The 13,860-nt window shown below is 67.6% G+C and carries 13 protein-coding genes and 1 tRNA gene; 7 read left to right on the top strand and 7 right to left on the bottom strand.

From position 1 onward, the window contains the following. Entirely contained in the window at positions 1 to 1,221 is a 1,221-nt protein-coding gene (hemA, locus tag H3309_RS10300) for a 5-aminolevulinate synthase (RefSeq protein ID WP_182298663.1), read from the top strand. 106 nt (positions 1,222 to 1,327) lie between these two features. Here hemA and H3309_RS10295 read toward each other — a convergent pair whose 3' ends face one another. Beyond that, complete coding sequence (locus H3309_RS10295; protein ID WP_182294634.1) at positions 1,328 to 2,131, bottom strand: 3-hydroxybutyrate dehydrogenase; 804 nt, start codon at positions 2,129 to 2,131, stop codon at positions 1,328 to 1,330. Between the two features lie 144 nt (positions 2,132 to 2,275). On the opposite strand from H3309_RS10295, the gene H3309_RS10290 reads away from it, so the two are divergent. Beyond that, entirely contained in the window at positions 2,276 to 3,490 is a 1,215-nt protein-coding gene (locus H3309_RS10290) for a polyhydroxyalkanoate depolymerase (protein WP_182294633.1), read from the top strand. 65 nt (positions 3,491 to 3,555) lie between these two features. Here the strand turns inward: H3309_RS10290 and H3309_RS10285 are convergent, their stop codons facing one another. The 3 genes from H3309_RS10285 to H3309_RS10275 form a co-directional block, all read right to left on the bottom strand. Continuing rightward, the gene (locus H3309_RS10285) at positions 3,556 to 3,891 is read right to left on the bottom strand and encodes a hypothetical protein (protein WP_182294632.1); all 336 of its coding nucleotides are present in this window, start codon (positions 3,889 to 3,891) and stop codon (positions 3,556 to 3,558) included. A gap of 116 nt (positions 3,892 to 4,007) precedes the next feature. After that, positions 4,008 to 5,054, bottom strand: a complete 1,047-nt coding sequence (locus H3309_RS10280; protein WP_182294631.1) for a M35 family metallo-endopeptidase — start codon at positions 5,052 to 5,054, stop codon at positions 4,008 to 4,010. 77 nt (positions 5,055 to 5,131) lie between these two features. Then, positions 5,132 to 6,988 (bottom strand): ABC-F family ATP-binding cassette domain-containing protein, encoded by a 1,857-nt coding sequence (locus tag H3309_RS10275; protein WP_182294630.1) that lies wholly within the window; start codon positions 6,986 to 6,988, stop codon positions 5,132 to 5,134. An 87-nt stretch (positions 6,989 to 7,075) separates the two neighbouring features. Here H3309_RS10275 and H3309_RS10270 point away from each other — a divergent pair, with 87 nt between their 5' ends. The 5 genes from H3309_RS10270 (at position 7,076) to H3309_RS10250 (ending at position 10,269) form a co-directional block, all read left to right on the top strand. Then, positions 7,076 to 7,384 (top strand): PepSY domain-containing protein, encoded by a 309-nt coding sequence (locus H3309_RS10270; protein ID WP_243453685.1) that lies wholly within the window; start codon positions 7,076 to 7,078, stop codon positions 7,382 to 7,384. Then, complete coding sequence (locus H3309_RS10265; RefSeq protein ID WP_182294628.1) at positions 7,384 to 8,043, top strand: response regulator transcription factor; 660 nt, start codon at positions 7,384 to 7,386, stop codon at positions 8,041 to 8,043. The genes H3309_RS10270 and H3309_RS10265 overlap by 1 nt, the downstream gene beginning before the upstream one ends. Beyond that, entirely contained in the window at positions 8,012 to 9,412 is a 1,401-nt protein-coding gene (locus H3309_RS10260) for a sensor histidine kinase (RefSeq protein WP_317983318.1), read from the top strand. The genes H3309_RS10265 and H3309_RS10260 overlap by 32 nt, the downstream gene beginning before the upstream one ends. 43 nt (positions 9,413 to 9,455) lie before the next feature. Further along, a tRNA-Thr gene (locus H3309_RS10255) sits at positions 9,456 to 9,530 on the top strand. Between the two features lie 25 nt (positions 9,531 to 9,555). Next, positions 9,556 to 10,269, top strand: a complete 714-nt coding sequence (locus tag H3309_RS10250) for a 2OG-Fe(II) oxygenase (protein WP_182294627.1) — start codon at positions 9,556 to 9,558, stop codon at positions 10,267 to 10,269. Here the strand turns inward: H3309_RS10250 and fahA are convergent. From fahA to hppD, 3 genes are read right to left on the bottom strand one after another with little or no spacing between them, the layout of a single operon-like run. Then, positions 10,266 to 11,558 carry a fumarylacetoacetase gene (gene fahA / locus H3309_RS10245; protein WP_182294626.1) on the bottom strand — a complete coding sequence of 431 codons (1,293 nt, stop codon included), beginning with the start codon at positions 11,556 to 11,558 and terminating at the stop codon, positions 10,266 to 10,268. The genes H3309_RS10250 and fahA overlap by 4 nt on opposite strands. Further along, on the bottom strand, positions 11,555 to 12,793 hold the full coding sequence (gene hmgA / locus H3309_RS10240; protein ID WP_182294625.1) for a homogentisate 1,2-dioxygenase: 1,239 nt from the start codon (positions 12,791 to 12,793) through the stop codon (positions 11,555 to 11,557). The genes fahA and hmgA overlap by 4 nt, the downstream gene beginning before the upstream one ends. Beyond that, complete coding sequence (hppD, locus tag H3309_RS10235) at positions 12,793 to 13,830, bottom strand: 4-hydroxyphenylpyruvate dioxygenase (RefSeq protein WP_182298661.1); 1,038 nt, start codon at positions 13,828 to 13,830, stop codon at positions 12,793 to 12,795. The genes hmgA and hppD overlap by 1 nt, the downstream gene beginning before the upstream one ends. Positions 13,831 to 13,860: the final 30 nt, after the last annotated feature.

Raw genomic sequence — 13,860 nt, 5'->3', positions numbered from 1 at the left:
ATGGATTATGATGCCCTTTGCGAGGTCCAGCTGGATGAGCTGCGCAAAGCCGGGAATTACCGGGTGTTCGCGGAGCTGGAGCGCAAGCGCGGCGCCTATCCGCACGCGACGCGGTTCGTGGAGGACGCGACCGAGCAGGTGACGGTGTGGTGCTCGAACGACTATCTGGGGATGGGGCAGCATCCCGCGGTGGTGGGGGCGATGCACGAGGCGCTGGATGCGTTCGGCGCGGGCGCCGGCGGCACGCGCAACATCAGCGGCACGACGCACAGCCATGTGCTGCTGGAGCGCGAACTCGCGGACCTGCACGGCAAGGAGGCGGCACTGCTGTTCACCAGCGGCTATGTTTCCAACTGGGCGGCGCTGGGGACGCTGGCGGGGCGGCTGCCGGGGTGCGTGGTGCTGAGCGACGAGGGCAACCATGCCTCGATGATCGAGGGGATTCGCCACAGCCGGGCGGAGCGGCAGATTTTCCGCCACAACAGCCCGGAGGACCTGGACCGGCGACTGAGCGCGCTGGACCCGGCGCGGCCGAAGCTGGTGGCGTTCGAGAGCGTCTATTCGATGGACGGCGACATCGCGCCGATCGCCGAGCTGTGCGACGTGGCCGACAAACATGGGGCGATGACCTATCTGGACGAGGTGCATGGCGTGGGCCTTTACGGTCCGCGCGGCGGCGGCGTGGCGGAGCGTGAGGGGATCATGCACCGGCTGACGGTGATCGAGGGGACGCTGGGCAAGGCGTTCGGCGTGGTCGGCGGCTATATCGCGGCGTCTGCCAGCATCTGCGATTTCGTGCGCAGTTTCGCGAGCGGGTTCATCTTTACAACCGCGCTGCCGCCGGCGGTGGCGGCGGGCGCGCTCGCCAGCATCCGGCATCTGAAGGCGAGCGGCGTGGAGCGTGCGCGGCACCAGGAGCGGGTGGCCAAGGTGCGGCGGCGGCTGGAGGCGGTGGGCATTCCGATGATGGACAATGACAGCCACATCATCCCGGTGATGGTGGGGAGCGCGCATCATGCCAAGCTGATCAGCGACCGACTGCTGGCCGAGCACGGCATCTATGTGCAGCCGATCAACTATCCGACGGTGGCGAAGGGCACGGAACGGCTGCGGATCACGCCGTCGCCGGTGCACAGCGACGATGATGTGGACCGGCTGGTGCGGGCTTTGAGCGACATCTGGAGCGAATGTGCGCTGGCGCGGAGGGCGATGGCGGCGTAACCGCGCCTCCACCCACCCCCGCCGCGCTGACGCGCGAGTCGCCGCTGGCGCTTTGCGCCGTCTTCGACTCCCCGCTCTCCGCTTCGCGGGGCAGGAGGGGTATTTGTTATCTGGCGGTCCAGCCGCCGTCGACGCTGAGCATGGTGCCGGTGATGTTGGCGCCGGCGTCGGTGGACAGGAACACGGCCATGGCGCCGATGCTTTCGGGGGTGACGAAGCGCTTGCTGGGTTGCGAGGCGAGGATGATGTCGCGGATGACCTGGTCCTGGGGCATGTTGTTGGCCTTGGCCTGGTCGGCGATCTGGCCTTCGACCAGAGGTGTCAGGACGAAGCCGGGGCAGATGGCGTTGCAGGTGATGGGGGTTTCGGCGAGTTCGAGGGCGACGGTTTTGGTGAGTCCGTTGACGCCATGTTTGGCGGCGACATAGGCGGATTTATAGGGGCTGGCGACCAGGCCGTGGGCGCTGCTGATGGCGATGATGCGGCCCCAGGCGCGCGCCTTCATGCCGGGGACGGCGGCGCGGATGGTGTGGAAGTTGCTGCTGAGGTTGATGGCGAGGATCGCGTCCCACTTCTCCGGCGGAAACTCCTCGATGGGGGCGACATGCTGGATGCCGGCGTTGTTGACGAGGATGTCGAGGCGGCCGAAGTCGGCTTCGACCGCCTTTACCCAGGCGTCGGCGTCGGGGCCTTTGGAGAGGTCGGCGGCGTGGAAGGCGACGCGGGTGGCGCCGCCCCCTGCGGCACCGACGGCGGCGAGGGCAGGGGCGGGATCGCCGAAGCCGTTGAGCGCGACGTCGGCGCCGGCTTCGGCGAGCGCGTTGGCGATGGCAAGACCGATGCCGCTGGTGGAGCCGGTGACGGCGGCGACGCGGCCGGCGAGCGGTTTATCGGCGGATGGGGCGGTCATGGCGGCAACTCCTGTACAAAAGCATCGTTAACATGTGCTGCGTTGCAGCAGTGAAATGGACATTGCGCGCAACTTGGGTAGCGTCAACGGCAAAGAACTGGTCCGCCTGAAAGAGACCATATGGGCAGAGCGATGGGGAATTCGATGCTGTATTATGGCTATGAAGTGACGAAACAGTGGCTGAGCGGGGCGAGCGCGATGGCGCGCATGGGCTCCGACTGGATGGCGAATCCGGCGAATCCGCTGGCCTATTTCGCCAGCGGGCCGATCGCGGCGGCGGCGCTGGACGTGTTCAGCCATGCCGCGGCGCCGCGCGGGAAGCCGGCGTTCGGCATCGCCGCGACGGTGGTGGAGGGCCGGCATGTGCCGGTCAACGAGGTGGTGGTGGACCGCAAGCCGTTCGGGCAGCTGAAGCGGTTCGAGCGGGTGGGGGCAGGCGAGGCGCCGAAGCTGCTGATCGTGGCGCCGATGTCCGGCCATTATGCGACGCTGCTGCGCGGCACGGTGGAACGGATGCTGCCGCGGCATGACGTTTACATCACCGACTGGCGCGATGCGCGGGCGGCGCCGCTTTCGGCCGGGCGGTTCGACCTGGAGGACTATCTGGACTATATCATCGACTGGCTGGGCGTTGTGGGGCCGGGGGCGCATGTGCTGGCGGTGTGCCAGCCGTCGGTGCCGGTTTATGCCGCCGTGGCGCTGATGAGCGCGGCGAAGCATCCCGCGCTGCCCAAATCCCTGACCATGATGGGCGGGCCGATCGACACGCGGGAAGCGCCGACGGCTGTGAACCGGTTGGCGATGGAGCGGCCGTTCGCCTGGTTCGAGCAGAATGTGATCGCAACCGTGCCGCTGCATCATCCCGGCGCCGGGCGGCCGGTCTATCCGGGGTTCCTGCAACTGTCGGGATTCATGAGCATGAACCTGGGCAGCCACATGCTGAGCCATTGGGAGCTGTTCAAGCATCTGGTGCAGGGCGACGACAGCAGCGCGGATGCGACCAAGGCCTTTTACGAGGAGTATCGCAGCGTCTGCGACATGACCGCGGAATTCTATCTTCAGACCATCGATGTGGTGTTCCAGCGGCACCTGCTGCCGAAGGGTGAGATGACGCACCGCGGCGTGCGGGTCGATCCGGCGGCGATCAGGGACGTGGCGCTGTTCGCGATCGAGGGTGAGCGCGACGACATCAGCGGCGTGGGGCAGACCAAGGCGGCGCTGGCGCTGGCGAGCGGGCTTTCCGAGGCGAAGAAACGCTATTTCATGGTGCCGGGCGTGGGGCATTACGGGATTTTCAATGGCAGCAAGTGGCGCGACATCATCGCGCCGGCGGTCGAGGATTTTATCGCGGCGGCGTGAGGGTCAGTCTTTTTGCTGTCGTGCATTTTTGTCGGAAAACCGCCTCGCACCTTTCCGAAATGCACTCAGGGTGCGGGTGCGACCGTTTTGGTGGTGACATCGACCAGGAAGGTCTTGCCGTCCTCGTTGGTGATGCGCAGGCGGCCGTCTGTATCGAAGGCCATGCTGGTGAAGAAACGCCACTGCATGTCGAGTTCAAGCTTCGGGTCGATGGGGTTGCTGTAAACGGCAAGCGTCCAGAGCTTTTTGCCGCTTTTCGCGTCGGTGGCGACCAGGACGCCGTCGGCGTTGGCGGCGCCGTGGTCACGGCCGTCGCTGGCCTGGGCATAGCGGACGCCGTCGCGCTCGACAGGTTTGACGTCCGGGGGGCCGAGGCGGTCTTTGGAGGGGTTGAGGTCCATGATGGGTTCCTTGGGCGGGGCGCTTTGGGCGGTGGGTGCCGGGGTTTCAACCGGCGTGGGTGGCGGGGCGGCCGCGGTGCAGGCAGCGAGCAGCAGGGCGAGAATGGCGGGCGGTCTCAATCGACCTTGACCTTCTTGTAATCGGAGGAGGTCATCTTGCCGGCGCAGTCCATGCAGAAGATGGCCCAGCTGTCGGCGTTGGTGATGGCCTTGGCGTGGGTGAAGGTGGTTTTGTTGGGTTTCAGGCCGTCGCCGTGGTGGCGGTAACGATGGTCCTCGGTCTTGGCATCGCGGTGGGTGAGTTCGTGGACCACGATGCGGGTCCAGTTCTTCAGGTCCTTCCAGGTGTCGCTGGTGCCGAAGAAGGCGCGTTCAATGTAGATGACGCTGACGGCCTCGTCCTTGAAGACGAAGGCGTTGGTGTTGGCGCTGCCGGCGTCGGACCGGTCCTTCGGCATGTCGGTCATCAGCAGGAAGCTGGACTTGATCGTGGCGCTCATCTTCTTGAGGCCCTCGTTGATCGTGGCGGCGGCGGCTGCCAGCTGCTCGTCGGTGGTGTCGGGGTCGGCGAACCAGCGTTTCAGGATCTTCTTGTGTTTCTCGGTCTTGGGGTCGGCGGCGACGATCATCGCCTTGTGAATCCATTTCAGGCCCTCTTGCGTCGCCTGCGACAGATGCTTGCGGTCGCCGGCGCCGAAGCGCTCGCTGCTGTCATTGAGGCGGGTGGTGGCGTCGGCATAGGTCTTGCCGGTGAGATCGACGTCGGGCCAGTTGGCGTAGCTCATCGGCAGCGAGAGCACCCAGAGCTTGTGGCTGCCGCTTTTCTTCAGCATCCAGAGGTGGCGCAGCGTGTCCAGCGCGGCGACGCGTTTGGCCAGCGCATCGGGAAGCGTGCCGGTGCTGTTGTCGGGCATGGTGCCGCCGGCGCCGGTAACGATGGTCTTGACCGCCTTGGCGTTGGCTTTCTCGCCCTTCTTCACCGCCTTGCGAATCGATTCGCAGACCTCGGCCTTGTCGGCGTTGAAGCCGGCGGTGACGATGGCCGCCTTCGCCTCGGGGATGATGGTCTTCCAGTCCCCATCCTTGGAAAAATCGTTGCTGGTCATGGTCTTGACCAGTTCGGCGTGACGCGTCGAATAAAGGTCTGCCATTGTATAGGGCATTACGCTTCCCCCCTGTCCCCGTGCTGCCGCAAGGTGACCATGGATCAGGGGGCGAGGCAAGGGCTCTCGGGCAGTCGTCAGCCGAGCGCCTCGGCCAGTTCGGCGACGGTCAGCCAGCGGGTTTCGGCGGCGTCCTTTCGTGCCCGCAATTCGTCGGCGGCTTTGCTGAGCGCAGTGAAGCGGGCGGGGTTGCGGGTGTAGAGGTCGGGATCGGCGAGGGCGGTTTCGGCGGCGGCGATCTCGGCATCGAGGCGGGCGATCTCGGCGGGCAGGCGGTCGAGGTCGTGCTGGTCGCGGAAGCTGAGTTTCTTGCCTGGCGATGGCTGGCCCCCTCCGCTCGCTGGCCCCCTCCGCTCGCGTTCCGCGAGTCGCTCCCCCGTGCCGGAGGAGAGAGACGGGTCGCTCCCCCGTGCCGGGGGAGAGGCTGACGACGTCTTGCGTGGCTGTTTCTGTGCCGCCCAGGCGGCGGCGACTTCCTGGTAGCCGCCGGCGACGAGGAGGGCCTGGCCGCTGCCGTCGAGGCCGATGGTCATGGTGACGGTGCGGTCGAGGAAGTCGCGGTCGTGGCTGACGATGAGGACGGTGCCGTCATAGTCGGCGATGACGTCCTGCAGCAGGTCGAGGGTTTCGAGGTCGAGGTCGTTCGTCGGTTCATCGAGCACGAGCAGGTTGGATTCGCGGGCGAATTCGCGGGCCAGGAGAAGCCGGGAGCGTTCGCCGCCGGAGAAGGTGCCGATGCGGGCGTCGGCAAGGCCGGGTTCGAACAGGAAATCCTTGAGATAGCCCTGGATATGCTTCTTCTCGCCGCGCACCGTCACCCAGTCCCCGCCGTTGGCGAGGATGTCGCGGACGCGCTTTGCAGGGTCCATCAGCCGCCGCTGCTGGTCGATGAGGACGCCGGCGAGCGTTTTGGCGCGGGTGACAGTGCCGCTATCGGGTTCGAGTTCGCCGGTCAGCAGGCGGAGCAGCGTGGTCTTGCCGGTGCCGTTGCCGCCGACGATGCCGATGCGGTCGCCGCGCTGGATACGAATGCTGAAGGGCTTGAGGATGATGCGCCCGCCATAGCTTTTGGTGATGGCGTCGGCTTCGATCACCATCCTGGTTTTGACATCATCGCTGGCGAGCGCGAGTTTGGCGACGCCGGGGGCGCCGAGCATGGCGCGGCGCGCGGCGCGCATCTCGTGCAGCTTGGCGAGACGGCCCTGGTTGCGGCGGCGGCGGGCGGTGACGCCGCGTTGCAGCCAGTGGAGTTCGAGGCGGAGTTTCGAATCGAGCTTCTGCGCGGCGCGGGCGTCCTCCTCGGCGATGGACTCCGCCCAGGCCTCGAAGCCGCCGAAGCCGACCTCCTGCCGGCGCAGCGTGCCGCGGTCCAGCCACAGGCAGGCGCGGGTGAGGCGGGTCAGGAAGGCGCGGTCATGGCTGATGACGATGAAGGCGCCGCGGAAGCGGGTGAGCCAATCCTCGAGCCATTGGATGGCGTCGAGGTCGAGGTGGTTGGTCGGTTCGTCGAGCAGCAGCAGGTCCGGTTCGGAGGCGAGCGCGCGGGCGATGGCGGCGCGGCGGCGTTCGCCGCCGGACGCGGTCGCGGCGTCGCGCCCGAGGTCGATGCCGAGCTGGTCGGCGATCGCCTGGACGGCATGGGCGGGCGGGGCATCGGCGCCGGCGAGCGCGAAATCGGCGAGCGTGGCGAAGCCCTCGACCGACGGGTCCTGCAGCAGGGTGACGATGCGGCGGCCGGGCTGCACGGTGCGGCGGCCGCGGTCGGCCTCCACCTGGCCGGCGAGCAGGCGGAACAGCGTCGTCTTGCCGGCGCCGTTGCGGCCGATGAGCGCCAGCCGGTCGTTTTCGCCCACGAACAGCGACAGGTCGGTGAACAGCCAGCCGTCACCCTGTTGCAGGGCGAGGTTTTCGACGGCGAGGATGGGTGCGGGCATGGCGCCTGTTAGCGGGATGAAGCCTGTATTCACAAGCTGTTCACGGCCTCAACTCTATGGCAGACGGTGTAAAGAAGGATGATGCGCGTGAAGATTTCTCAGCTTTTGGCCGCGGGCCTGCTGGCAGTGGCGGTGGTGTCGCTGCCCGCCGATGCGCAGCGGTTTGCCCGGGATGTGTCCGACCAGTCGGCCGCCAGCAGCGCGCGGCAGCGCGGCGACCTGAAGCCGCTCGACCAGCTGTTGCCGGCGGCGCAGGCGGCCGGTCGTGGCGAATATCTGGGTGTCGATTTCGATCAGGACAGCAACACCTATCGCTTCAAGTTCATGCGGCCGAACGGATCGGTGGTGGCAGTGGACATGGACGGCCGCACCGGTCGCGTGCTGCGGACCCAATAATGCGTGTTCTGATCGTGGAAGATGAGCCGACGCTGGCGCGGCAGTTGCGGGCGACGCTGGAAGGCGCGGGCTATGCCGTGGACAGCGCGCATGATGGCGAGGAAGGCCAGTATCTGGGCGAGAATGAGGCCTATGACGCGGTCATTCTCGATCTTGGCCTGCCCGAGGTGGACGGGCTGACGGTGCTGGACCGCTGGCGGCGCGCCGGGCACCGCATGCCGGTGCTGGTGCTGACGGCGCGTGACAGTTGGAGCGACAAGGTGGCGGGGCTGGATGCCGGCGCCGACGATTATCTGACCAAGCCATTCCGCAGCGAGGAGCTGATCGCGCGGTTGCGGGCGCTGATCCGGCGGGCATCGGGCAATGCGAGTTCAGAGCTGACCGCGGGCGAGGTGCGGCTGGACACGCGCTCCGGCCGGGTGACGCTGGCCGGCGAGCCGGTGAAGCTGACGGCGCAGGAATATAAGCTGCTGAGTTACCTGATGCACCACAAGGGCAAGGTGGTGAGCCGGACCGAGCTGATCGAGCATATCTATGACCAGGATTTCGACCGTGATTCGAACACCATCGAGGTGTTCATCACGCGGATCCGCAAGAAGCTGGGCGCCGAGCTGATCCAGACCATTCGTGGCCTTGGATATAGTCTCGAAGGGCGCTGAGGCCGCGCTGCCCCGTCAGACGGGGTGGTTGCAGCCGGGGTCGCTGACCGCGCGCATCGTTTGGCTGGCGTTCGGCTGGATCGTGGCGCTGCTGTTGTTGGGCGGGTTCGCGCTCGACCGGGTGCTGGTGGGGACGCTGACGCGCAACTTCGATGCCCAGCTGAGCTATGCGCTGACGGCGATGATCGCGTCGGCCGACCTCGATGCCTCCGGTGAGGTGCGGTTCACGCGGCCGCTGGGGGACCAGCGTTTTTCCGAACCCTATTCCGGCCTTTACTGGCAGGTGAATGCCGCCGGGCAGGAGCCATTCCGTTCGCGCAGCCTGTGGGATCGGGCGCTGGCGGTGAACCTGGACGCCAATTGCGTGACCATCTGTTCCTACCGCACCGAAGGCCGCGCCGGCGAATCGCTGCGGGTGGTGGAGCGCGACGCGCGGCTGCCGGGGACGGTGCAGACGCTGCGGTTCCAGGTGGCGCAGGCGACCGATGCGCTGGATGCGCAGGTGCGGCGCGTGCGCAGCATCCTGTGGTGGTCGCTGGGGGCGGTGGGGGCGGGGCTGTTCCTGCTGGCGGCGTTGCAGGCGGTGGTGGGCCTGCTGCCGCTGCGGCGCATGTCCGCGACGATGGCGGACATCCGCGCCGGGCGGGCGCGGCGGGCGCCGACAGAGGATGTGCCGCCGGAGATCGCGCCGCTGGTGGGGGAGCTGAACGACCTTCTGGACCATAATGAGAAGGCGGCGGAGGCGGCGCGGATGCATGCCGGCAATCTGGCCCATGCGCTGAAGACGCCGATGTCGGTGCTGATGAACGAGGCGAGCGCGGGCGGCAGCGTGCCGGCGGACGCGATCACCCGCGAGCTGACGACGATGCGGCGGCATATCGACCATCATCTGGCGCGGGCGCGGGCCGCGGGGCGACGCAGCGCGGCGAGCGCGCGGGCGGAGGTGTGGCCGGCGCTGGAGGGCGTGCGGCGCGCGGTGGAACAGATTCATGAAGGGGTCGCCATCGACCTGGCGGGTGACCGGCAGGCGGTGTTCCGCGGGGAGCGGCAGGACCTGGAGGAGATGGCGGGCAATCTGATCGACAATGCTGCGAATTATGGCGGCGGCCGGGTGTTCGTGACGGTGTCCCAGGCGGATGGCGTGGTGGAGATCCTGGTGGAGGATGACGGGCAGGGCATTCCCGAGGCCGAGCGGACGCGGCTGTTCGAGCGCGGGGCGCGGCTGGACACCGGACGGCCGGGGACGGGGTTGGGGCTGGCAATCGTACGGGATGTCGCGGAGATCTATGGTGGCAGCGTGACGCTGGGAGAGAGCGAGGATCTGGGCGGGCTGGCGGCATCGTTGAAGCTGCCGGGCGCGGTCGGTTGACTTGCGTGGACAGTTGCGGCAAGGGCGCGCCTCCCGTGAGTGGGCTGCTGTAGCTCAGTGGTAGAGCGCATCCTTGGTAAGGCTGAGGTCGGGAGTTCAATCCTCCCCAGCAGCACCATCTCATGGCGGGGTTGTCGGGGGCGATGACGGGGTTTTGGCTGCATCCTGATCTGGACGTGGAGGCGTTGCGGGGGGCCTTCGCAGCGCGGGGGCGGGTGCGGATCGCCCCGTTTCTGCGTGACGATTGCGCAGACAGGCTGGCGGCGCACCTGCTGGCGCGCGACGACTGGAAACAGCATATCAACAGCGGTGAGAAGTGGTTCGAATTGGACCGGGAGACGCGCGCGGGGTTCAGCGCGGAGCGGCGCGCGGCGCTGGAGGCGGCGGTGAATGCCCAGGCGGCGCGCGGGTTTCAGTATCGGTTCGAGGGGCTGCGGGTGGCGGACGATGCCGCGGGGCGGGCGGCGGACGGGAGCCTGCTGTCGCGGTTCGGAGATTTTCTGAACAGCGGGCCGGTGCTGGTGTTGCTGCGGGCGGTGACCGGGGTGGCGGATGTGGCGCTGCTGGATGCGCAGGCGACGCTTTATTCCGCGGGCGATTTCCTGACGGTGCATGACGATGATGTGGCGGGGAAGCACCGGCGCGCCGCCTATGTGCTGAACCTGACGCGGGATTGGCGGGCGGATTGGGGCGGATTACTGCTGCTGCACGACGCTGGCCGGTCAGAGGCATGGGCGCCGGCGTGGAACAGCCTGTCCTTGTTCGCGGTGCCGCATCCGCACAGCGTAAGCCAGGTGAGCAGTTTCGCCACGGGGCAGCGGCTGAGCGTGACGGGGTGGTTGCGCGCGGCGGGTTAGCCGACAATCTCGCCGGTGCAGTCGCCAAAGCCGATGCGGGCGTGGCCGGGGGCTTCGGCCCAGGCGCGGAGCGTGATGCGGTCGCCGCTCTGCAAAAATGTGCGGGTTTCGCCGCCGGGCAGGGTCAGCGGGGCTTTGCTGCCGTTGGTGGCTTCGAGCAGGCTGCCTTCGCTGCCGGGCGTCGGCCCGCTGATCGTGCCGCTGCCGAACAGGTCCCCAGGGCGGAGGTTGCAGCCGTTGCTGCTGTGGTGGGCGACCATCTGCGCCGGGGTCCAATAAAGGTGGCGGGCGTCGCTGGCGCTGATGCGGGTTTCCGGCAGGCCGGCGGCGCGCATGGCGGCGGTGGAGAGCCAGACCTCCAGGTTGAGGGCGAGCGCGCCGCGGGCCTGGTCGGCAGGATCGCCGAGGTAGGGCAGGGGGGCGGGGTCGCCATCGGGGCGTGCCGCCTGGGCGGTGCGAAAGGGCCGCAGGGCATCGGGCGTGATGACGTAGGGGCTGATGCTGGTGGCGAAGCTCTTGGCGAGGAAGGGCCCCAGCGGCTGATACTCCCAGGCCTGGATGTCGCGGGCGGACCAGTCGTTCAGTAGGCAGTAGCCGGCGATATGGTCCGCGGCCTGCTGAATCGGGATGGGGGTGCCGGGGGCATTGCCGGTGCCGATCCAGAGGCCGAGTTCGAGCTCGATATCGAGCCGTTCGGCGGGCGCGAAGCGCGGGCCATCGGGGCCGGCGAGCTGGCCGTGCGGGCGGTGGATGGCGGTGCCCGACGGCACGACCGACGATGCACGGCCGTGGTAGCCGATGGGCACATGTTTGTAGTTGGGCAGCAGCGGATTGTCCGGCCGGAACAGGCTGCCGACCTTCACGGCGTGATGGATGCCGGCGTAGAAATCGGTGTAGTCGCCGATGGCGCAGGGCAGGTGCAGGGTGGCGTCGGCAAGCGGCACGAGCGCGCTTTCGCCGAGGGCGCGCAGCTGGTCGAGGGTGAGGACGGCGAAGGCCGCTTCGCGCACCATGCGGCGGGCGCCGGGGCCGGCGGCGAGGAAGGCGTTGAGCGGTGCGGCGGCAGCGAGCGCCATCGCGGTGCCGGGTTCCCCCTGGAGGCGCGGGGCGATAAGGCCGAGGTCGAGCAGCCAGTCCCCGATGCGCATGCCGCCCCTAACGCCGGTGCCGGGGGTGGAGAAGACGCAGTGGGGCAGGTTCTGCACCGGGAAATCTGGGTGGCCGTCGGCGCCGGGAACCCAGCTGCGCATGTCGGGATCGAGCGTCGGGTCGGTGGCGGGATCGGTCATCGAAAGCCGCTCCAGACAGCATCATAATCGGGTTGCGGCGTGCGCGCGGCTTGGTCGGTGAGGCGATAGGGCATGCGCGTTTCCACCATGAACGCCAGCGTGTTGTCCAGCTTCACCGGTTTCAGGTCGGCACTGCTGGCGCGGGCGTGGGTAATGGCGTCGGGGCCGTGCGCGCTCATCCGGTTGTGCAGCGAGCCGCCGCCGGGGACGAAGCCGCCGCCTTCTTTTGCGTCATAGGCACCGTGGATCAGGCCCATATATTCGCTCATCACGTTGCGGTGGAACCAGGGCGGGCGGAACGTGTCCTCGGCGACCATCCAGCGCGGCGGAAAGATGACGAAATCGGCGTTGGCGGTGCCGGGCGTGTCCGACGGACTGGTGAGGACGGTGAAGATCGACGGGTCGGGGTGATCGAAGCTGACCGTGCCGATGGCGTTGAACCGTGCGAGATCATAGACATGGGGGCAGAGGTTGCCATGCCAGCCGAGCACGTCGAAAGGGGTGTGCGGCAGGCGCGTCTGCCAGAGGTGGCCACCGAATTTCTGCACGAGGGTGGTGGGTGCATCGGGTTCGGCGGCGGCATTCGGCGCGATGAAATCGCGTGCGGAGGCGAGGCCGTTGCTGCCGAGCGGGCCGAGTTCGGGCAGAGTGAAGGGCGCGCCGTAGTTTTCGCAGACATAGCCGGTGGCGGGGCCATCGAGCGCGATGCGGAAGCGGACACCGCGCGGGATCAAGGCGATATGACCGGGCGGGGCGGTGAGGGGACCGAATTCGGTGGTGATGTTCAGCGTGCCGGCCTGGGGGATGAGGAGGAGTTCGCCGTCGGCATCGAAGAAGGCGCGGTTCATGCTGCTGTTGGCGGCGTAGAGGTGGAGGGCGACGCCCTGGCCGCTGTCCGGATCGCCGTTGCCGGCCCAGGTGACGAGGCCGTCAAGCCAGTCTGTGGGGGCGGTGGGCAGCGGCAGCGGATCCCAGCGCAGGCGGTTGGGGGCGGGCGGGCTGGCAAAGGGGCCGGTCAGCAGGCGCGGGTGCGACAGGGGCGTGAAGGCGGCGTGGGCGGCGGAGGGCGTGCGCCGGTAGAGCCAACTGCGGCGGTTCTGGTGGCGTGGCGCGGTGAAGGCGGTGCCGCTGAGTTGCTCGGCATAGAGGCCATGCGCCGGTCGTTGCGGCGAATTGCGGCCGATGGGGAGGACGCCGGGGAGAACCTCGCTCTCGTGATGGTCGCCGAGGCCCATCAGGCGCGCATGCCGGCCGGGATGACGCCGCGTCGCATCTGGTCGAGTTCGAGGCTTTCGAACAGCGCCTTGAAATTGCCTTCGCCGAAGCCGTCATTGCCCTTGCGCTGGATGATCTCGAAAAAGATCGGGCCGATCATGTTTTCGGTGAAGATCTGCAACAAAAGCCCGCCGCCGGTTTCGGGAGCGCCGTCGATCAGGATGCGGCGCCGGCGCATCGCCTCGATATCATGGCCATGGCCGGGGAGGCGCTTGTCGATCAGGTCGAAATAGGTGTCGGGCGAGTCCTGGAAGGCGATGCCATTGGCTCTCAGGGCATCGACGGTGGCGAAGATATCGTCGGTGGCGAGCGCGATGTGCTGGATGCCTTCGCCGTTGTAGGCTTTCAGGAACTCCTCGATCTGGCTGTGTTCGTCCTGGGATTCATTCAAGGGAATCCGTATCTTGTTGTCCGGTGCTGTCATCGCCTTTGAAAAGAGGCCGGTCTTCTGGCCCTGGATGTCGAAGTAGCGGATTTCGCGGAAGCCGAAAATGCGTTCGTAATAGTCCGCCCAGCGCGCCATCTGGCCGCGGCCGACATTGTGGGTGAGGTGGTCGAGCGTGTGCAGGCCGACGCCGATGTCGGGGCTGTCGACGGATTCAAAATCGACGGCGTAGATGTCGGGCTGGCGTTCCTCCACCAGATAGAGGTTGGCGCCGCCGATGCCGCGGATGGCGGGGATGTTCAGTTCCATCGGGCCAACGGCACCGGTGACGGGCTCGGCGCCGCGCCGGACGGCTTCAGCCAGCGCGGCGCGCGCGTCCTTCACACGGAAGGCCATGGCGTTGGCGCTGGGGCCGCGGTGGGCGCGGAAATCCGCGACCTGGCCGCTTTCGTCCCAGTTGAGCAGGAAGTTGATGTCCCCCTGGGTGTAGCGGCGCACCTTCTTGCTGCGGTGCGTGCCGGCGTGGCGGAAGCCGAGCGCGGTGAACAGCCGGGCGAGCTTCTCGGGTTCGGGGGAGGTGAACTCGACGAACTCGAAGCCGTTGAGGCCCATGAAATTGTCGGCGAATTTGTCGGTCACGCG

This window comes from Sandaracinobacteroides saxicola, assembly GCF_014117445.1.
Classification (GTDB): Bacteria; Pseudomonadota; Alphaproteobacteria; order Sphingomonadales; family Sphingomonadaceae; genus Sandaracinobacteroides_A; species Sandaracinobacteroides_A saxicola.
Note: the sequence above shows the minus strand (reverse complement) of the source record. Positions and strands in the feature narration are given on the sequence as shown.

Coding starts and splice junctions, on each gene's coding strand:
- hemA (WP_182298663.1), top strand. CDS start 1: ATGGATTATGATGCCCTTTGCGAGGTCCAGCTGGATGAGCTGCGCAAA.
- H3309_RS10295 (WP_182294634.1), bottom strand. CDS start 2,131: ATGACCGCCCCATCCGCCGATAAACCGCTCGCCGGCCGCGTCGCCGCC.
- H3309_RS10290 (WP_182294633.1), top strand. CDS start 2,276: ATGCTGTATTATGGCTATGAAGTGACGAAACAGTGGCTGAGCGGGGCG.
- H3309_RS10285 (WP_182294632.1), bottom strand. CDS start 3,891: ATGGACCTCAACCCCTCCAAAGACCGCCTCGGCCCCCCGGACGTCAAA.
- H3309_RS10280 (WP_182294631.1), bottom strand. CDS start 5,054: ATGCCCTATACAATGGCAGACCTTTATTCGACGCGTCACGCCGAACTG.
- H3309_RS10275 (WP_182294630.1), bottom strand. CDS start 6,988: ATGCCCGCACCCATCCTCGCCGTCGAAAACCTCGCCCTGCAACAGGGT.
- H3309_RS10265 (WP_182294628.1), top strand. CDS start 7,384: ATGCGTGTTCTGATCGTGGAAGATGAGCCGACGCTGGCGCGGCAGTTG.
- H3309_RS10250 (WP_182294627.1), top strand. CDS start 9,556: ATGACGGGGTTTTGGCTGCATCCTGATCTGGACGTGGAGGCGTTGCGG.
- fahA (WP_182294626.1), bottom strand. CDS start 11,558: ATGACCGATCCCGCCACCGACCCGACGCTCGATCCCGACATGCGCAGC.
- hmgA (WP_182294625.1), bottom strand. CDS start 12,793: ATGGGCCTCGGCGACCATCACGAGAGCGAGGTTCTCCCCGGCGTCCTC.
- hppD (WP_182298661.1), bottom strand. CDS start 13,830: ATGGGCCTCAACGGCTTCGAGTTCGTCGAGTTCACCTCCCCCGAACCC.